This window comes from Candidatus Nitrosopumilus salarius BD31 (assembly GCF_000242875.2).
GTDB lineage: Archaea > Thermoproteota > Nitrososphaeria > Nitrososphaerales > Nitrosopumilaceae > Nitrosopumilus > Nitrosopumilus salarius.
Map to the genome: position 1 here is coordinate 1 of NZ_AEXL02000051.1, position 18704 is coordinate 18704.

21 protein-coding genes and 1 pseudogene are annotated in these 18704 nt (G+C 35.6%); 13 read left to right on the top strand and 9 right to left on the bottom strand.

Features of this window, described 5'->3' with window-relative positions; genetic code table 11:
• The 11 genes from BD31_RS02155 to BD31_RS02205 all read left to right on the top strand — a co-directional run.
• Positions 1–648 (top strand): RimK family alpha-L-glutamate ligase (locus BD31_RS02155; RefSeq protein ID WP_008297885.1); only part of this gene is annotated, 648 nt, incomplete at its 5' end.
• Positions 649–676: 28 nt separating this feature from the next.
• Positions 677–1723: an N-acetyl-gamma-glutamyl-phosphate reductase gene (gene argC / locus BD31_RS02160; protein WP_048097369.1), complete on the top strand. Its 1047-nt coding sequence runs from the start codon at positions 677–679 to the stop codon at positions 1721–1723.
• 2 nt (positions 1724–1725) lie between these two features.
• Positions 1726–2529, top strand: a complete 804-nt coding sequence (locus tag BD31_RS02165; protein WP_008297894.1) for a [LysW]-aminoadipate/[LysW]-glutamate kinase — start codon at positions 1726–1728, stop codon at positions 2527–2529.
• Entirely contained in the window at positions 2522–3697 is a 1176-nt protein-coding gene (locus tag BD31_RS02170; RefSeq protein WP_008297878.1) for an aspartate aminotransferase family protein, read from the top strand. The genes BD31_RS02165 and BD31_RS02170 overlap by 8 nt, the downstream gene beginning before the upstream one ends.
• Positions 3690–4109 (top strand): HTH-type transcriptional regulator LysM, encoded by a 420-nt coding sequence (lysM, locus tag BD31_RS02175; protein ID WP_008297899.1) that lies wholly within the window; start codon positions 3690–3692, stop codon positions 4107–4109. Before BD31_RS02170 ends, lysM begins: the two co-directional genes overlap by 8 nt.
• Before the next feature lie 116 nt (positions 4110–4225).
• Positions 4226–5392: a LeuA family protein gene (locus tag BD31_RS02180; RefSeq protein ID WP_008297892.1), complete on the top strand. Its 1167-nt coding sequence runs from the start codon at positions 4226–4228 to the stop codon at positions 5390–5392.
• Positions 5393–5414: 22 nt separating this feature from the next.
• Complete coding sequence (lysW/argW, locus tag BD31_RS02185) at positions 5415–5582, top strand: alpha-aminoadipate/glutamate carrier protein LysW (RefSeq protein WP_008297859.1); 168 nt, start codon at positions 5415–5417, stop codon at positions 5580–5582.
• The gene (lysX, locus tag BD31_RS02190) at positions 5579–6421 is read left to right on the top strand and encodes a lysine biosynthesis protein LysX (RefSeq protein WP_048097366.1); all 843 of its coding nucleotides are present in this window, start codon (positions 5579–5581) and stop codon (positions 6419–6421) included. The genes lysW/argW and lysX overlap by 4 nt, the downstream gene beginning before the upstream one ends.
• Before the next feature lie 2 nt (positions 6422–6423).
• Positions 6424–7551, top strand: coding sequence for a M20/M25/M40 family metallo-hydrolase (locus tag BD31_RS02195; protein WP_008297889.1), 1128 nt, complete (start codon positions 6424–6426; stop codon positions 7549–7551).
• The gene (gene dph5 / locus BD31_RS02200) at positions 7551–8588 is read left to right on the top strand and encodes a diphthine synthase (RefSeq protein ID WP_008297873.1); all 1038 of its coding nucleotides are present in this window, start codon (positions 7551–7553) and stop codon (positions 8586–8588) included. The genes BD31_RS02195 and dph5 overlap by 1 nt, the downstream gene beginning before the upstream one ends.
• A 45-nt stretch (positions 8589–8633) precedes the next feature.
• Positions 8634–9251: an FAD synthase family protein gene (locus tag BD31_RS02205; protein WP_008297864.1), complete on the top strand. Its 618-nt coding sequence runs from the start codon at positions 8634–8636 to the stop codon at positions 9249–9251.
• Here BD31_RS02205 and BD31_RS02210 read toward each other — a convergent pair.
• From BD31_RS02210 to BD31_RS02235, 6 genes are all read right to left on the bottom strand, one after another.
• The gene (locus BD31_RS02210) at positions 9248–9931 is read right to left on the bottom strand and encodes a DUF120 domain-containing protein (protein WP_008297901.1); all 684 of its coding nucleotides are present in this window, start codon (positions 9929–9931) and stop codon (positions 9248–9250) included. The genes BD31_RS02205 and BD31_RS02210 overlap by 4 nt on opposite strands.
• An 8-nt stretch (positions 9932–9939) precedes the next feature.
• Positions 9940–11085 (bottom strand): DNA primase DnaG, encoded by a 1146-nt coding sequence (dnaG, locus tag BD31_RS02215; protein WP_008297902.1) that lies wholly within the window; start codon positions 11083–11085, stop codon positions 9940–9942.
• 155 nt (positions 11086–11240) lie between these two features.
• Positions 11241–11591, bottom strand: coding sequence for an iron-sulfur cluster insertion protein ErpA (erpA, locus tag BD31_RS02220; RefSeq protein WP_008297891.1), 351 nt, complete (start codon positions 11589–11591; stop codon positions 11241–11243).
• Between the two features lie 87 nt (positions 11592–11678).
• Positions 11679–12080 (bottom strand): CBS domain-containing protein, encoded by a 402-nt coding sequence (locus tag BD31_RS02225; RefSeq protein WP_048097367.1) that lies wholly within the window; start codon positions 12078–12080, stop codon positions 11679–11681.
• 44 nt (positions 12081–12124) lie between these two features.
• Positions 12125–12721 carry a hypothetical protein gene (locus BD31_RS02230; protein WP_048097370.1) on the bottom strand — a complete coding sequence of 199 codons (597 nt, stop codon included), beginning with the start codon at positions 12719–12721 and terminating at the stop codon, positions 12125–12127.
• A 26-nt stretch (positions 12722–12747) separates the two neighbouring features.
• On the bottom strand, positions 12748–13089 hold the full coding sequence (locus tag BD31_RS02235; protein WP_008297881.1) for a helix-turn-helix domain-containing protein: 342 nt from the start codon (positions 13087–13089) through the stop codon (positions 12748–12750).
• Positions 13090–13312: 223 nt separating this feature from the next.
• Between BD31_RS02235 and BD31_RS02240 the strand changes: the two genes are divergently transcribed.
• Positions 13313–14362: a multicopper oxidase domain-containing protein gene (locus BD31_RS02240; protein WP_008297870.1), complete on the top strand. Its 1050-nt coding sequence runs from the start codon at positions 13313–13315 to the stop codon at positions 14360–14362.
• A 122-nt stretch (positions 14363–14484) separates the two neighbouring features.
• Positions 14485–15009, top strand: coding sequence for a cupredoxin domain-containing protein (locus tag BD31_RS02245; protein ID WP_048097368.1), 525 nt, complete (start codon positions 14485–14487; stop codon positions 15007–15009).
• Between the two features lie 57 nt (positions 15010–15066).
• On the opposite strand, the gene BD31_RS02250 is transcribed toward BD31_RS02245, so the two are convergent.
• The 3 genes and pseudogenes from BD31_RS02250 to BD31_RS02260 all read right to left on the bottom strand — a co-directional run.
• Positions 15067–15828 carry an enoyl-CoA hydratase/isomerase family protein gene (locus tag BD31_RS02250; RefSeq protein WP_008297871.1) on the bottom strand — a complete coding sequence of 254 codons (762 nt, stop codon included), beginning with the start codon at positions 15826–15828 and terminating at the stop codon, positions 15067–15069.
• 35 nt (positions 15829–15863) lie between these two features.
• Positions 15864–17980: pseudogene (locus BD31_RS02255) on the bottom strand (3-hydroxypropionate--CoA ligase).
• A gap of 42 nt (positions 17981–18022) precedes the next feature.
• On the bottom strand, positions 18023–18704 hold a 682-nt coding region (locus BD31_RS02260), incomplete at its 5' end, for a type 1 glutamine amidotransferase (RefSeq protein WP_008297897.1).

Sequence of the window (18704 nt, forward strand, 5' to 3'; positions counted from 1 at the left end):
CTAGAATTTTTAGATGTTCCAGTACTCAACAAATTTGAAGTTGCAAATGTGTGTGGAAATAAAATGTTCATGACATTGCTTTTGAAAAAACACAATATTCCAACACCCAAAACATACTTTTCATTCTCAAGTGAGAGTGCCGCAGAGAATTTAGAAAAAGTGGGATTTCCTCTTGTAATCAAGCCAGTGATTGGAAGTTGGGGAAGAGGAGTTATGCCATTAAAGGACAAAGATACAATGGAGGCTGTTTTTGAAATCAGAGACATCACAGATAGCCCACATGATAGAATTTACTACTTGCAAGAATTAATCAATAGACCACCAAGAGACATTAGAATAATCACAATAGGGGATCAAGCCATTGCAGCCATGTACAGAAAATCATCCGGCGGATTTAAGACAAATATCGCATTGGGTGCAGATCCAGAAATTTGTGAGATCACAAAAGAGATGGAGGACATGGCAATTAAAGCATCAAAAGCAATGGGTGGGGGAATTTTAGGAATAGATATGATGGAGGATGACGAAAAAGGTTTAGTCATCCATGAAGTCAACAACACAGTTGAATTCAAAGGATTGGCAAGAGTTGCACAACGAAATATACCTCAAGAAATGGTAAAATTTGCGTTAGACTACGTTAGGAAATAAATTATACCTCATCACGAGGAGGTTTATGTTGAAAGTAGGTGTTGTTGGAGCATCAGGTTATGTTGGTGGAGAGACACTTCGTCTTCTAGTTAATCACCCAGATGTTGAGATCAGCATGGTGACATCAAGACAACATGTTGGAGAGTATCTTCATAGAATTCAACCAAGTTTGAAAGGATTTACCGATCTTACTTTCTCAGAATTAGATTATGATAAATTAACTGACAAATGTGATGTAGTTTTCACAGCAGTTCCTCATGGAACAGCAACTGAAATTGTAAAGGCGCTTTATGACAGAGGAATCAAAATAATAGATTTGAGCGCAGATTACAGATTACACAATCAAGAAGCATATGACAAATGGTATGGTTGGGAACATCCACATCCAGATTATTTAGCAAAATCAGTCTTCGGAGTTCCCGAATTACATAGAGAGCAAATCAAAAAGGCACAACTTGTTTCATGCCCAGGATGTATGGCAGTAACATCAATGCTTGCACTTGCACCATTAATTAGAAATGACATTATTGACACTGAACACATCATAGTGGATTCAAAGATTGGTTCATCAGGTGCAGGATCTGGTTCAGGCACTGCTCATGCAATGAGAGCAGGAGTTATCAGACCATACAAGCCAGCAAAACACAGACACACGGGTGAAATTGAACAAGAGTTAAGTGAAATTGCAGGAAAGAAGATTCGTGTTTCAATGAGTCCACATGCAGTTGATGTAGTTCGTGGAATCTTGTGTACAAACCATACATTCTTGAAAAAAGATATTGAAGAAAAAGAATTGTGGAAATTATATCGTCAAGCTTACGGTGAAGAAAAATTCATCAGATTGATTAGAGATAAAAAAGGATTATACAAATTCCCAGATCCAAAATTCCTAGTTGGCTCAAACTTTTGCGATATTGGATTTGACATTGATGAAGATAATAACAGATTGATTGCAATGTCTGCATCAGATAATTTGATGAAAGGTGCAGCAGGGTCTGCCATTCAAAACATGAATGTAATGTGTGGTTTTGATGAAATGGATGGACTCAGATATACTCCGTTAACTCCTGTTTAGAAATGATCACAATAAAGATTGGTGGAAGTGTTGTTGATAATTTACATCCATCCATAATTTCAGACATTAAAAAAATTGCAGAGACAGAAGGAGTGATTTTAGTTCATGGTGGAGGTAAAGAAGTCACCAAAGTCTGTGAACAACTTGGCAAAGAACCAAAGTTTGTCACTTCACCAAGTGGAATCAAAAGCAGATATACCGATAAAGAGACTGCAGAAATTTTTACAATGGTGATGTCGGGCAGAATAAACAAGACAATAGTTCAGATGCTTCAGAAAAATGGGGTCAATGCAATTGGGCTTTCAGGAGTAGATGCAAAAATAATTCAAGCAGATAGAAAAAAGAAGCTTCTCATAATGAACGAAAAAGGCAGAAAACAAGCAATTGATGGCGGATATACTGGAAAAATCACCGATATCAACTCCAAATTTATCAAATTACTCTTAGAACAAGGACTGACTCCTGTGATTTCACCCATTGCAATTAGTGAAGAATCAGAATTTCTCAATGTAGATGGCGACAGGGCAGCAGCTTATGTGGCAGGCAAAGTCGGTTGTGACAAAGTATTATTCATTACTAATGTAGACGGACTATTGATGGATGATAAATTAGTTACAAAACTAACACTTGCTGAAGCAAAAGAGATCAGACCAAAAATCGGACCAGGTATGGAAAAGAAGATCCTGGCATCAACTGAAGCACTAGATATGGGGGTCAAAGAGGCATTAATTGCAAATGGACAAAAAGAAAATCCTATATCATCGGCAATTTCACACGATAACTGTACGGTGATAAAAAATGAGTGAAGATCAATACATGGGAAATCTCTACCAGAGATTTCCAGTAACAATTGAAAAAGGAGTAGGTTGTCATGTGTGGGATACAGATGGAAAAGAATACATCGATTGTATGGGAGGATACGGAGTATCACTAGTAGGTCATCAAAATCAAAGAGTTAACAATGCAATCAAAGAGCAAGTGGATAAAATCATCACAGTCCACAGTTCATTATACAACAAGACAAGAGAAGAATTCTTGAAAACACTTATCGGATTAGCACCAAAAGGACTAACACAAGTTCATCTAAACAATAGTGGTGCAGAAGCAATTGAGGCAGCTATTAAATTTGCAAGAAAGTTTACAGGGAAAAAAGGAATGGTTGCCATGAAAGGATCATATCATGGGAAATCATTAGGCGCTTTATCATTAACATTTAATCCAAAATACAAAAAAGCATTTGAACCACTTGTCGAGAAAGTTTCCTTTGCATCATTTGGAGACATAGAATCACTTCGTTCTGTGATTGATGAAGATACAGCATTTGTAATTTTAGAACCAATACAAGGTGAAAGCGGAATCATTGTTGCACCTGATGGATTTTTGCAAGAAGTAAGAAAGGTTTGTGATGAAAAAGGAATTCTGTTAATATTTGACGAAATACAAGCAGGTCTTGGAAGAACTGGACGAATTTGGGCTTGTGATCATTGGAATACAGCCCCAGATATTTTGTGTCTTGCAAAAGGAATTGCAGGTGGTGTTCCAATGGGAGCCACACTTGTAAGACCAGATATTTTAGCTGCAATAAGCAAAGGAGAACACTCATCCACATTTGGTGGCAATCCATTATCATGTGCAGCAGGAATTGCAGCACTAAAAGCACTAACAGAAGATGGACTAATAGAAAATTCCGAGAAGATGGGGAAAATATTCATAGAAGGATTAGAGAAACTAAAAGAAAAGCACAGCATAATTAGAGAAGTCCGTGGAAAGGGACTAATGATAGGAGTGGAGATGAAATTTGAAGTAAAAGACATTTTGATGTCATTGATAAAAAAAGGAGTTCTCATGCTATATTCAGGAAGAAACATACTAAGAATTCTCCCTCCGTTAGTAATATCTGAAGATGACATAACAAAAGTTTTAGATACTTTAGATATTGTACTAACTGAAGAGGAGAAAAAACTTAATGTATAAAGACACTATAGATGAAAAAATTATCGGTTACCTTAAAGAAGATTCAAGAGAATCATTTGTAGATATTGGTAAAAAATTAAAGTTGTCAGAGTCTGCAGTTAGAAGACGTGTAAAAAATTTAGTAGACAACAAAACCATTAAAAAATTCACCCTAGAGCTTGGTGAAGAAAACACTACCAGTGCAATTGTTCTAGTTTCAGTTGACTCTGCAATGGACACATCCAAAGTTTCTCTAAAGCTTGCTAAATTGGAGGGAGTAAAAACAGTTTATGAAATTACAGGACAGTATGACATTACAACAATAATGAGTGGATCAAGTATTTCGGAAATCAATAACACAATTGATGCATTAAGAAAAATTCCAGGTGTCGTAGATACAAATACAGTGATAATTTTGAGAAAAATCATCTAAAACGACTTTCGTTCCTTTATTTCAATTACGAACTAATTTAGGATCATTATTAGTTATTTTCAACGAAGATAGTACGAATATGTTTATATCATCTATTTAACTCACCGATTTCAGTAATGAAAGATCCGAATCACTATGCAAACATCTACAACGCATATGACAAGACTCCAAAGAAGATACGAATACTAGACAGTACTTTACGAGAAGGAGAACAACATCCAGGAGTCTCATTTACAAACAAACAAAGAATCCAAATTGCTTGGATGTTAGATTATTTTGGCGTAGATCAAATTGAGATATCACCAGTTGTATCAAATGATCACAAGGAAGCAACGAAGACAATCATCAAACAAGGATTAAAAGCTGATATCGTTTCTCATGGACGAGCACTCAAAGAAGATATCGATGTTTCATTAGATTGTGACGCAAAGTGGTGTGCAGCATATTTAGGAATTTCAGATATACATCTAAAAGATAAACTTCGAATTTCAAGAGAAGAAGCACTTGAGAGAGCAGTAGAAACTGTAGAATATGCAAAATCCCATGGTCTTAAAATTAGATTTACTGTAGAAGATGGAAGTAGAGCAGAACCAGAATTCTTACTAAAAATTTGCAAGGCAATAGAAGAAGCAGGTGTTGATCGAATTAGTCTTCCTGATACGGTAGGAATTTTACGTCCAATTGGGATGTTTAATTTTGTTAAAAAAGTCAGAGAAATCGTAGATGTTCCATTAGATGCACATGTTCATAACGACATTGGTTTTGCACTTGCAAATGCATTTTCAGCATGTGATGCAGGAGTTGATCAAATTCACACCACCATTGACGGAATTGGAGAAAGGACAGGAATTCCACCTCTTGCAGAGGTTGCAGTTGCCTTAACTTATCTTTACAAATCACCAAACGATTTAAGATTAGATATGCTACTTGATCTATCTAGATTAATTGAAGAATATACATCAATTACACCTTATGACTCTAAACCAATTGTAGGTAGCTCAGCATACAAACACAAAGCTGGTACACACCTTGCAGCAATTCTCAGAAACCCTGCAGCGTATGAGCCAATCCCACCCAGGGCAGTAGGAAATAGACGAAGAATTGTCTTTGGAGAATTAGCAGGAAAGACAGGTGCCGCATATTTAATGTCATTATTAGGCTTGGAAAAAGATGATGAAGGTGCCAAGGCAGTTGCGTCTGGATTGAAAAATCTCAGAATGGGAGATCTTATCGAAATTCCACTAGAAGACAGACTTGAAAAAAAGATAATTAATGATAAATAAAGAGGATTAATTGAGATTAAACATGTCAAAATGTGAAGAATGTGATGCAGATATTTCTGTTCCAAGTGATGCACTTGAGGGGGAAATTGTAACATGTCCGGAATGTGGCGCAAGTTTTGAATTAGAAAAAAGTTCAGACGGTTTCCAACTAAAGCCTGCCCAAACGGTTGGCGAGGATTGGGGACAGTGAGTCCTGACGTTACTATTCTTTACGATACCATCCGTTGGGAAGAAAAAGCCCTACTAGAGGCAGGTAAAAAAAAGAACATCAACATACAGATGATCGATTGTAAGAAACTAGCATTAGATTTAGAAAAAAAACCTGAGGATTATGGTGTAGTTATTCAAAGATGTGTAAGTTATTACAGAAACCTCCATTCAACTGCTGCACTTGAAGGTCTAGGAGTCAAAGTAATCAATTGTCTTAACACAGGTGTTTTTGCAGGAAATAAATTATTCACACATATGTTGTTAAAAAAATTTGGAGTTCCAACACCTGATGCAACTGTTGCATTTTCAAAAGAAGCTGCATTGGAAGCTTTGCAAACTCAAGGATTTCCAAAAGTAATCAAACCAACAGTTGGTAGTTGGGGAAGATTAATTTCAAAACTAAATGACGCAGATTCTGCAGATGGAATTCTTGAGAGTAGAGAAAACATGTATCCAATTTATCAGATTCATTACTTGGAGGAATTTGTACAAAGACCTCCAAGAGACATCAGAGCTATAATGGTAGGAGACAAAATAGTTGCAGCAATTTACAGAATTTCTAAACATTGGAAAACTAACATGGCACTTGGTGGAACAGCCGAGCCCTGCAAGGTAACACAAGAGATGGAAGAAATGTGTATAAAGGCAAAACATGCAGTTCAAGGAGATATCGTAGGTGTAGATTTGATGGAAAGCGATGAGAAAGGACTAGTTGTTCATGAGGTCAACAACACAACAGAATACAAGAATACTGTTAGAGTGTGTGAAGTAGACATCCCATCCGCAATGCTTGATTACGCACTGAAGATAGACAAGTAAGAATGGACACTAATTTTACAATAACACCAAGATTTGCAGTAAAGATGCTTGAAAAATCACTTAGACTTTACACGCCATCTTTGAGTGAAAAGCCAATGGCGGAATTTTTAGCTGATAAATGCGATGATTTAGGATTTGAAGATATTCAAATTGATGAAGTTGGAAACATCATAGCAAGAAAAGGGTCAGGTTCGCCAAAAATTATGTTGTGTGGACACATGGATGTTGTTCCAGGAAAAGTCAAAGTCAGAAAAGAAGGCGATGCACTTTATGGACGTGGTGCATCAGATGCAAAAGCACCACTAATGGCAATGTTGTTTGCTGCAGCATCAGTTCAAAATAACAATGGAACAGTATATTTTGTAGGAGCCGTGGACGAGGAAGGAAATGCTACAGGAATTAAAAATCTCGTAAAGAAAGAGATGGGAATTGATTATGCAGTTTTTGGAGAACCAAGTGGAATTAAACAGGTCACAATTGCATACAAAGGAAGATTAGCAATCAATCTCAAAATTAGTGTTGAAGATAGCTCCCATGCAAGTGCACCATGGTTATCAAAAAATGCAATACAAGAATCAATGATTTTTGTTAAAGAACTCAAAGATAGATTAGAAGCAAATCAAGAAGGCAGATCTAAAGGAATGTTACTTACCATCACCATGACAGAAATTAAAGGCGGAACAAGTCACAACGTTACACCAAAAGAATGTGAAACAACATTTGACATTAGAATTCCAGTAGACATGAACTGTAAAACTATTGAACAAAAAATTTCAACTCTAGTAAAAGAGATTTCTCAAGAAAGAGATGTCGAGGCATTTTACTCAATTCTTGACGAGACAGAACCATTTGAAGCATCTCATACTTCACCATTAGTTAGAGCATTCACTCTTGGAGTTATGGAAGTGGAGCATTCAAGACCAACTCTAATTAGAAAAACAGGTACAGGAGACATGAATGTTCTAGGTAATCAGTGGAGTATTCCTGTTGTCACATATGGTCCAGGAGATCCACATGAGGCACATACAATTGATGAGAAAGTCTCAATTGATGAATATCTAAGAGGAATAGAAGTTCTGAAAAAGACGCTACAGCATTTAAAAAGACTTCATGACAAAAATATTCAGTAATGCTGTGGTTTGTAGGTTTAGGAATTTCGGGATTCAAATCAATCCCTAGCGAGGCATTAGATGTTTTATCAAAGGCAGATATAGTATACCTTGAGCAATTCACCAGTCCAATTGGAAAATCAGATTTAACTAAAATCAAAAATGCCACAAAAGGAAAATTCATTCCTGCAAAAAGATGGTTAGTTGAAGACGGTAAAGAGATTTTAGAAAATGCAAAGAAAAAGAAAGTAGTTCTATTAGCATATGGAGATCCATACATTGCAACAACACACATAGAATTAAGGACCAGAGCAATCGAAGAAAAAATAAAGACTCATTCTATTCATGCATCATCATCACTTACTTCAATGATTGGTGAATGTGGTTTACATTTTTACAAAGTTGGAAGAATTGCAACGATAATGAATGAAATCAAATCACTCACAACACCATACTATGTAATTTACAAAAATATTATTGAAGGAAATCACACTGTACTTCTTTTAGAGTATAATCAAGACAAAGATTTCTTCTTAGATCCTAAAGACGCATTAGATAGATTAGTAGAAACAGAGAAAGGACAAAAACGAAATGTCATAAGTTCAGATACATTTGCAATAGTCGCATCTAGAATTGGATTCAAGGATCAAAAAATTATTTCAGGTAAAATATCAAGTTTAATGAAGATTGATTTTGGCAAACCTCCACATACAGTAATCATTCCAGGTAGATTGCACTTTACAGAATCAGATGCGCTCAAAATATTTGGTCAGTGTGTAGATGAACCATATGACAATAGTGAAAAAACAAAAAAGATTTCAATTCAGATGATGAAAAAATATGTCCCAATGGTAAGGGAAGCACTTGAAGAAATAACACCATACTATAAAGATCAAAAAGAATTTCAAGGAATTTTAGAAAATGCAGAACTGTATGTTCAAGATGCAGAAAAATTCCTAGAAGAGGGTCAAGACGAGGTAGCAATTTTGAGTATTGGGTATGCAGATGGCCTTGTAGATGCATTAAGATTAGCCAAAGGCCTTGATCCAAAAATGTAATTTTTAGCGATGAATTAAAGAGTAGGTCTAAAAATACAAAAAATATTGGAAAAAAGTGAAAAAGTAATTCTTTCTGCCATGTACGTGTGCCAAATTCTAGGAAAGGAGTCATTTGATCTAATTAAGGAAAAAACAATGCTTTCAGATGACGAAATCAACTCAAAGATTGATGTATTAATTAAAAATCAACTGATAAACAAAGATAGAAAAACACTTACTGAAATTGGAAGAGATTCATTAAAAATAGTATTAGCAGGAGGGGTTTTTGATATTATTCATCCAGGCCATATTTACACATTAAATGCTGCAAAGGAATTAGGAGATGTTCTAGTGGTAGTTGTAGCAACTGACAATACGGCAGTAAAAATGAAGAAAAGAAAGCCATTACACACACAAGAACAGAGACAGGAATTAGTTAACTCACTTTCAATGGTAGACCTTTGTTTAATAGGACAGGAAGATGACATTTTCAAAACAGTCAATCATGTAAAACCTCAAATAATTGCATTAGGTTATGACCAAGTTCATCAAGAGCATTTCATTACAGAAGGATGTAAAAAAATTGGTCTCGATGCCAAAGTTGCAAGATTACAATCTCCAATCCCAGAAAGTTCTAGCTCTAAAATACAAAAGGAATATGGGGAATCCATTCACGGAATTTAAGAAGTAATCGGAATCTTAATTGAAACTTTAGATCCATCTTTTAGTTTTGCAGTTTTTCTCAAACAAGATTTAGAAATCAATTCTATAATGGAGTCATCATGATGAGTACGCTCAAGCACAATTAATTCACAATTTGTAGAATTATTTAGTTTGGCTGCAAAACATTTTACCCATCCATAAGTTCTCTTGCCATCTGAAAAACTGTTGATTTTAATTCCATCCAAAGTTTCAAATTGTTTTATTGCCTCTTGATGAATTTTTTGATCTAATCTTACATTCAGGGTTCCAGGAAACGGAACATATCCAATTTTTGATTGAAATTGTTTTGTATATCCTTTCAATCCCATATAATATGCACCTTCACCCATTCCAGAAATCAATGTTCCTTTCAATTCAACGTGAGATGGAGACGAATCCAAACTTTTCTGTAAAATGGACGATATTTTTACCATTTCAGAAAATCCTTTTGGAGTAATTTTTACAGATATGTTTCTTCCATTAATTATCCTCTCAATGAATTGGTTTTGTTCTAATTCAACAAGATGTTTTGATGCTGCTTGTTGTGATTTCCTGATACTCTTTCCCAGGGATGACGTGGTGATGGAGATATAGTTGTATTTTGCACCTTTGGATAATAGATAAGAAAGAGTTAGGATGTGCTGAATTTTCAGTTCAGTCATCTAAGTTCCTAAGATACGCCCAGGTCACCGAATGTTTTTAGTGTCATTCCTTCAGAGTTTGACAATTTTGCAATTCTATGTCCAATGACACATTCAACGCCAGCATTTTTGGCACCTTCCAAAAGTCTCTGAGTGATAATTCCATCCAACAAAAGATATTTGATTCCAGATTGTGATGATAATTTACTTACAACTTCACTGATTGGAACTTTGAATATTTCATTCTTATCACTATCTAATGCAACTGCTTCAAGAGTCTCATTGAGATTTGGAAATACCTTTGCTGCCAATTCTGCAACAGGTTTATCATCTGCACTTTTTAGTTCTGGTGCTGGTTTTCCATGTTTGATTTCATCAGCAATAGGTCGTAGAATTTCATCAATTCTTTGTGGAGTTAACTCTTCAACTTCTGTGTCAGTATCTGCACGCAGTTCATAATCTATTGTAACTACAGATTTGAGTTCTTTGAGAATAAATCCACCTGCTCTATCACCATCAATGAAAGCAACAACAGTATCTTTTGAATTACATAATTCTTTAATAGATTCATCAATTTTTGCACCTTCAATTGCAAGAGCATTGTCATATCCAGCTCTTAAAAGATTGATTACATCAGCTCTTCCTTCAACTAGAATTACCCAATTAGAATCAAACATACCGGAACTGCAGGTTAATTTTGATGGGCCATATGTGGACAATTTTCCTGCATCGCCTTGATGGACATCATTTAACATACTTTCACCTTCACTTACAGTTTTTGTTGCCCATTTTTGCTTGATCTCTTTTGCACGTCTTACAATGTCTTCTTTCTTTGCAGCACGTACATCATCAATTGCTTCTAATTTGAATTTACAATCAAATGGACCTACTTTATCTATGCTTTCAATTCCAGCCGCAATTAATGCACAAGTATCAATATCAGTACTCATTGGAATTAACGCATCGCCAGCGGTTGTGTTTGATGTAGATTTAGCATTGACTTCAATACGACCTACCTTAGATACTCGTTGCAGCTCATTCAGATTCATCTCAGGGCCTAACAGTCCCTCTGTTTGACCAAAGATGGCACCGATTATGTCTGCTCTTTCAACGAGTCCATCAACTTCATAGGAAAGTTTAACGTGATATTTGACAATTCCTGATTTACCGGACATAAGTTCATCTCCTTTATTATCATAATTTGGGTCTCTGCTTTCGATATATGAGGGTATCGCAAAAAGTTCTATCGGAGATAATGAATTTTTCAGAAAATACACTCAACTATAGAATCATCTAGAAAAATCTAAAAATTAAAAATAATAAAAATTGTTTATTCAGTGCTAAATGAATGACCGCATGAACAGGATTTTGTTACGTTTGGATTGTTAATTTTAAATCCAGAACCCATCAGGCTTTCAATATAGTCTACGTTTGCACCTTGTAGATGATCAACGCTGTAGCTGTCAATTAAGAGTTTGACTCCATTTTCTTCCATGACGATGTCATCTTCTTCTGGTGCTTTTTCAAAGCCCATCCCATAAGAAAGACCAGAACAACCGCCGCCTTGAACATATACTCTAAGATATTCAGGAGACTCTGCTTCTTCTTTCATAAATTCATGGATTTTTTCAGCTGCTTTTGCAGTTACTGTAATCATCTTTTGTGATTGCTCAGTTGCCATAATGAAAAAATGGCGTTTCAAATTATAATAAGCTTTTCCCACCCAACACACTAGTAATCAAAGAAATTGTCAATTTTCCAACATATTCTAGTGATCTGCAATATGTTTGACCAAGTCACTTGAGGTAATAATTCCAACAACTGTATCATCATCAATTACAGGTAGTTTTCTAACGTTTCTTGTAGACATCAGATCAGAGGCAATCCATAGATCAGAGTCAGGATCAATTGAGATTAGAGGAGAAGACATTATCCTCTTAACAGGAGTACCTATAGGAAAAGAATGAGCAGTGATTTTTATTGCAAGGTCTCTATCAGTTACAATTCCCACAGGTAAACTATTTTCTAAAACAATAACTGCACCAATCCCGGTATCTTCCATCATTCTTGCAGCGTCGGCAGCAGTTACTGAGGAATCAATTGAGATTACAGACGTATTCATTATTTCTTTAACCCAAGTTTTTTGTTGAATAGGATCAGATGAATTCATAGATAGGTTTGGCAAACGAGATATTTCAAAGGATTAATTGAATTTCAATAATGATAATCATGTTCATTAAAATCAGAACCCAAAGATACTGACAAAATTACAGTGTTGTCTGTTGTTTGGAAACGTAGTTCTTTATCTGGTAGAAAGCTATGAAAAATTTGAGTAAGTAATTGTTCCGTAAAGACGGACCATTTGAGACCTAAATCATGTTGAATCAAAAACGTATGCACATCACCTTCGATCCTATGATCAGAATTCATTCCAGATGCTTTCATGTAATCCTCTAATGTTTCAAGACATCGCTTCAGATCATATCCACCTTTGATAAACAATACAGTGTCCTTAATCACAGGAAACATCAAATTGATAACTTCATCAATATCTTTTCCATCCAATTCTATTCCAAGCGATTCCAAAATTCCTTTTGGAACTGGAATCATTCCAATTTTAGTAGAAAATCTATCCCACTGAACATACTTTTCTAGAATTTGCCTTACAAGAACATTTTGAGATATGCCTTTCTGAGAGGCTTCTACTTCTAATTCTGCAACAAGTTTTTCAGGTAGTCTGTATGTGATGCTTCTAGTAGATTCTTTTTTAGGAGAATAAATTTGTCGTTTTGAAGTTAGATTTTCTTCCATCATCATACATCAAATAAAAATTTGAGTTAAGATGAATTAGAGGGATTTGGAACCAGTTCCACCGTAGTTACTTCCAAATCACATTGAAGTGAAATAGACTTTACTCTACTCTTATACAGAAAATACTTTTTTCCATCTTGGTTAATAGAGCCAGAAATTGCCAGTAGTTTTGCATCGTAAAGAGTTTGGAGTCTTCTATATACGGTACTGATAGGAATCTTTTTTTCACTAGAAATCTCCATTGCAGATTTGGGTTTTTCAAGAGTATTATGGAGAATTTGTTTACAATATTTGTCAGCAAGTATTTCTAAAATAACCTGCTTTCTTTCATCATCTACTATTTTTCGTGATTGAATCAATTCTTGCATACAAAAATTTGTCTTAAATGAGATATAATTAACCAGTTTACACTGCAAGACAATGCACACTAACAAAATGATCGAAATCCAATGACATCTTTTATGAGTTCATAGGATTAATTTGAAAATTAGAATACGTCAAACCAACATTAGATCATATAAGAATCAATCATCAAATTCCTAGAAATGAGAAAGTACTCTTGATTTAATTGAACAAAATCAAAGAGGAACCATGCAGAAAAAATATGGTTTGGTAGGAGTTCCAATACTACTTGCATTCTTTATAGTAGCATCAGGAGGCATTCAGCTTTTACCAAATCTAAATACAGAAACACAGAGTATCTCAGTTAATCAACCAGAAACTGTACCTGAAATAATACAACCACAAACTGCCGAAGCAGAAGAGCAACCAGTTAGGGAATACACCTTGATAATTGAACAGACCGACATTCAAGTATCTCCTAATGCTGTTTGGCATGCTTGGACATATAACGGTACAATTCCTGCACCTACATTAAGAGCTACACAAGGAGAACTTTTGAAAATCAGAGTCATAAACAATCATGACATTGCTCACAGCTTGCATGCACATATGACAGATTATGATATGAAACATGATGGTTCTCCAGTAAATGCAATTACTGGTATAGGAGCAGGTTCAATAATTCAACCTGGTGGTGAATGGACATATGAATACAACTTGGACACATGGGGAACAACTTTCTTTCATGATCACACTTCATCTGAAGGGCATGGAATTAAAGATCACATCTTGCAAGGGTTGTATGGTGCCATTATTGTTGAAAGAGATCCTCCCAAGACCTACATTGATAGAGACATAGTAATTGTCATGAGTGAAATGGGTTATGATGTAGAGAAAACATCGCCTGGTCCAACACCATATTTCATTATGAATGGTATGGGAATGCCTGGTGGTGAACATGCTTTGAAAGAAATATTTGAAGAGCAAGGATTTGACGGCGTTGCCGCTCAGTTTAACTCAACAATGCCAGTATTCAAAGCAAAAGTTGGGGAAACAGTCCAATTTCACGTCATTAACCTAGGTGATCAAATACACTCATTTCATCTACATGGTCTTAAGATGACTTCGAGTGCTGTACAACGTGGAACGAACATTCAGGGAACTACAATACCACTAATTCAGGGTACACTTGAGACATTCATTGTTCATCCAGACAAACCGGCAATTTGGTTATACCATTGCCATGTTGTAAGTCATGCAGATGCAGGTATGATTGGTCTATTCATAGTAGAGGAATAGGCATTACTTTTTTTATTTTTTTGTAGAAAATCTTGAAAATTATTGAATAATTACATTAAGAAGTAAAAATCACATCTAAAAATAGACTGATCATTTAAAATCTTTGGGAATAATTAATAGTCATGGGACGCATGTCAAGGAAAATATCAATACCAGCAATTGTGTTTTCAATCCTACTAGTTTCTGTTTCAGCAAATATTGCAAATGCAGAAACAATTCCAGAATGGGTAAAAAATAACGCATTATGGTATGGCCAAGGAGTTATTTCAGAAACAGAATTTCTAAACGCTATCAAATTTTTGATAGAAAATGATGTCTTGATAATAGAAGGTTCTGATATGAAATTTTCTAATAACGTAGATGCAACAGTAATAATTCCTAATGGGAACTCGGACATTGCCAATGTTGGGTTTTACTTACCGCTGAATCTAGAAATCCCTGTTGGCGTTACAGTTACTTGGGTTAATGACGACTCAGTACCACATAACATCCAAAGTCAAGATGATTCTGGGAAAGTCATAGATATCTTCAACAGTCCACCATTGAATACAGGAGACAGATTCGAGCACACATTTGACGAAGAAGGAGTCTACAAATACCACTGCTCATGGCATCCATGGCGAGTTGGATTGATTACTGTGAATTAGAGTTACAGAAAACTCTAACTCTATTTTTTGAATAAAATAAAATAAAATTAGAAATAGCTATTTCTTTGACTTGTTAACAAATGCTGTCATACGCTCTTCTCTATCAGGATGAGTAAAGCAATTTCTCCATGCAAGAAGTTCTATTGCAAGACCAGTATCAAGGTCTGCATTTCTTCCTTTATTGATTGCAACTTTGGACATCTGAACACCCATTGTAGAGTTTCCTGCTATTTGTTGTGCCATTTTCAAAGCTTCTTCTTGTAATGATGCAAGAGGAACTACATGGTTTACAAGGCCAATCTCTTTTGCCTCATCTGCTTTGACCATCTTGCCAGTATAAACAAGTTCTTTTGCTTTTGCTATTCCCACAATTCTCATTAATCGTTGGGTTCCGCCCCATCCAGGAGGGATTCCAATTGTTACTTCTGGTTGACCCAGTCTAGCAGTATCTGCAGCTATACGAATATCACAAGACATTGCAAGTTCACAGCCTCCACCTAAAGCAAAACCGTTAATGGCTGCTATGGTTGGTTGTTTTACTAATTCGACAGTTGCAGTTACAAGTTGACCAGTTTTTGCATATTCTACTGATTCATCTGCAGTGATTTTTGACATGTATTCAATGTCTGCACCTGCAGAAAATGCTTTTTCACCCTCACCAGTCAAAATGATAACTTTGACATCATCATTGAGATTGAGTTCTTCAAAAGTATTGATCAGTTCTTTTGCAACATCGGTATTCATGGCATTGAGTTTGTCAGGTCTGTTAATTTTGACTGTACAAACACCATCAGAAGTTGAAGTGGTAACTAGTGACATGTGATATGCCAAGTAATGAGAAACTTAAATGTTATCTATTTTCCGAGTACTTTGCCCCATTGGGCTAATGCAGATGCAGCTGCAACCCAAGTTCGAAGATCTTGGTAAACTGGAACATTATGTTTCTCAATCAATTTAATCATTTTTTCAGTATATGGACCACCATTACCACCAGCTAGAATAGGTTTCTTCTTTTTCTTTGAGAGTTCGTCAAGATAACCAACAATAGTTTCTTCAAGCGGATCATCTTGGAAAACAAACCATGGCATAGCAATATCGATATTCTTTTCTTCTAAGAATTGTTCAATGACAAATCTATAATCATCTGCAGTTGCACCGCCACCTACATCTGCAGGATTGCCATTATGAATAGGGACAGTTGGTGGAAAACGATCTTTTATTTTTTTGAGAATTTGTGGCGACAATTTTCCTATTGTGAGACCTAGTCTTTCTAATTGATCAATACCGCCAATCATAGGACCAGCACCATTACTTGTCATAGCAACACGATTACCTTTTGCAGGAGGTTGCCATGCGAGTGCCTTTAAGACTCCAACTAGTTCTTGATAACTATCAACTGAAATAATTCCTGCTTGTTTGAATGCACCCATAATCATTGCATTCGAACCCCCAAGTGAACCTGTATGAGATGCAGCTTGTTTTGCACCTGCAGCAGTCCTCCCACTCTTCCAAATAACGATTGGTTTCTTCTTCTCTTTCATTACACGTTTGGCAGTATTGATGAATTTTCTACCATCACCAAATCCTTCAACGTATAATCCAATTACTTTAGTTTGAGGATCATTTGCAGCATACCATATCATATCTGCTTCATCCACGTCGGAACGATTTCCAAAACTAATCATCTTGGATAAACCAAACACATCAGCACTTTCTAGCATGCTGATTCCCATAGTTCCACTTTGTGAGAAAAATGCGACATTTCCTAATTTTGAACGTACCATTCTTTCTTGTCCTTGGAATGCACAGTCAAGGCGATTTGCAGCGTTGAACATTCCAATACAGTTTGGACCAACTACACGGATTTTGTGTTTTAATGATAATTCTTTTACCTCAGCTTCCATTGCGGCTCTGTCACCACCAAGCTCTTTGCCACCACCTGAAACAATTACAACATTGTGAATGCCTTTATTTGCACAAGTCTTCATGATTGGTCCACATAATGAAAGATCAATACATACAACTACAAGATCAATCTTTTCAGGTATCTCTTCTAATGAAGGATAACATTTGATTCCAAGAATTGATTCTTGTTTAGGATTAATTGGATATACTTTACCTTTGTAATCTTGTTTGCCAAGTGCATCCAGTACAGAGTTACCAATCTTTCCAGGTGTTGAAGATGCACCAACTAGTGCAACAGACATTGGAGTAAAGAAGGATTCCATGGATTCAATGTTTGGTTTTGCTTTTGAGATAGAATTCTTTTTCAATTCTTTATTTAGAATAATTTTTGCATCAACTACAAAGTGGGATTTTGGATAAACAACTACCGGGTTAAAGTCAATGCTGTTTATATAATCGGCATTTTCTACGCCTAATTTTCCAATTTGAACTAACATTTTTGCTACCATGTTAAGATCAATTGGTTCACTTCCTCTGAAACCTTTGAGAAGTTGAGAACCTTTGAGTTCAGTTAGCATTGATTTTGCATCAGAAGTAGAAATTGGTAGCATCCTAAATGCTACATCTTTGAATACTTCGGTCATCACTCCTCCCAATCCAGCCATAATCATTGGTCCAAACTGTGGATCATTTTGAATACCTACAATTAGTTCAATGCCTTTTGGAACCATCTTTTCCAAAAGAATTCCTTTAACTTCAACTCCTTTCTTTTTAGAAAGACGACCATACATGTCATTGAATGTCTTTTTTACATCATTGACATTATCAATTCCAACTTTAACTCCACCGACATCAGTCTTGTGTAAGATTTGTGGAGATACAACTTTCATTACAAGAGGAAAACCAATTTTTTTGCTTGTTTTACTGCATCAGCTGCAGAAGTGGCAAGGGCATAAGGCGGAACTTTAACGCCATATGTTTTGAGAATAGATTTTGATAACTCTTCGGTGATGACTTTATGATCAGTTTGAATAATTTCCTCAAAAATTTTCTTTACTGCCGCCATCGTTCGATCGATGAAATCAAAACTAAGTATATTAAACTTTGGTCAAAGATTGAATGACGTTTTGAAATTGTTGTAAAAATTCTTCATATTTGATTTTACAGTTGAAATATTTTCATGAATGTCTGATCGGATTTTTTGTGGATCGATTTCAGGGATATTTTTTAATTTTTCCTCAGTATTGTCAAGCCACAAATTTACCATTTCTTCATTTACCTCCAGATGAAATTGCAATCCAATTGCAGTTTTGTATTGAAACGCCTGGTTTGGATAATACTCAGAGGAGGCTAATCTAATGGCGCCTTGAGGTAAATCAAATGTATCAGCATGCCAATGAAATACAGTAAATGGATTTTTGAAATCAGTAAAAAATGCAGAATCATTAACAATTTTCAAATCAGTGTAAAACCCAATCTCCTTTTTTGGTCCTCTATACACCTTAGCACCGAAAGTTTTAGCAATCAACTGAGACCCTAAACAGATTCCAAGAACAGGTATGTTTTTCTCAACACAGTTTTTGATTAGATGTTGCTCTGCATTAAGATAAGGCAAGTCATCGTTTGCGCTTTCAGGAGCACCTAAAATTACAACTAGAGAAAATTGTTTGTCTGGAAGTTGTTCATGTTTTGCATTAATTGAAGTAATCTCAAAACCGTCATCTTTGAGAAGATCACCCAAATAGCCAGAGCCTTCTATTCGTGTATTTTGAACAAGTAAGACATCAGAC

Coding starts and splice junctions, on each gene's coding strand:
- BD31_RS02210 (WP_008297901.1), bottom strand. CDS start 9,931: ATGACTGAACTGAAAATTCAGCACATCCTAACTCTTTCTTATCTATTA.
- BD31_RS02240 (WP_008297870.1), top strand. CDS start 13,313: ATGCAGAAAAAATATGGTTTGGTAGGAGTTCCAATACTACTTGCATTC.
- BD31_RS02165 (WP_008297894.1), top strand. CDS start 1,726: ATGATCACAATAAAGATTGGTGGAAGTGTTGTTGATAATTTACATCCA.
- BD31_RS02230 (WP_048097370.1), bottom strand. CDS start 12,721: ATGGAAGAAAATCTAACTTCAAAACGACAAATTTATTCTCCTAAAAAA.
- BD31_RS02195 (WP_008297889.1), top strand. CDS start 6,424: ATGGACACTAATTTTACAATAACACCAAGATTTGCAGTAAAGATGCTT.
- BD31_RS02245 (WP_048097368.1), top strand. CDS start 14,485: ATGGGACGCATGTCAAGGAAAATATCAATACCAGCAATTGTGTTTTCA.
- BD31_RS02250 (WP_008297871.1), bottom strand. CDS start 15,828: ATGTCACTAGTTACCACTTCAACTTCTGATGGTGTTTGTACAGTCAAA.
- lysM (WP_008297899.1), top strand. CDS start 3,690: ATGTATAAAGACACTATAGATGAAAAAATTATCGGTTACCTTAAAGAA.
- BD31_RS02170 (WP_008297878.1), top strand. CDS start 2,522: ATGAGTGAAGATCAATACATGGGAAATCTCTACCAGAGATTTCCAGTA.
- dph5 (WP_008297873.1), top strand. CDS start 7,551: ATGCTGTGGTTTGTAGGTTTAGGAATTTCGGGATTCAAATCAATCCCT.
- erpA (WP_008297891.1), bottom strand. CDS start 11,591: ATGGCAACTGAGCAATCACAAAAGATGATTACAGTAACTGCAAAAGCA.
- lysW/argW (WP_008297859.1), top strand. CDS start 5,415: ATGTCAAAATGTGAAGAATGTGATGCAGATATTTCTGTTCCAAGTGAT.
- BD31_RS02235 (WP_008297881.1), bottom strand. CDS start 13,089: ATGCAAGAATTGATTCAATCACGAAAAATAGTAGATGATGAAAGAAAG.
- BD31_RS02180 (WP_008297892.1), top strand. CDS start 4,226: ATGAAAGATCCGAATCACTATGCAAACATCTACAACGCATATGACAAG.
- dnaG (WP_008297902.1), bottom strand. CDS start 11,085: ATGTCCGGTAAATCAGGAATTGTCAAATATCACGTTAAACTTTCCTAT.
- BD31_RS02225 (WP_048097367.1), bottom strand. CDS start 12,080: ATGAATTCATCTGATCCTATTCAACAAAAAACTTGGGTTAAAGAAATA.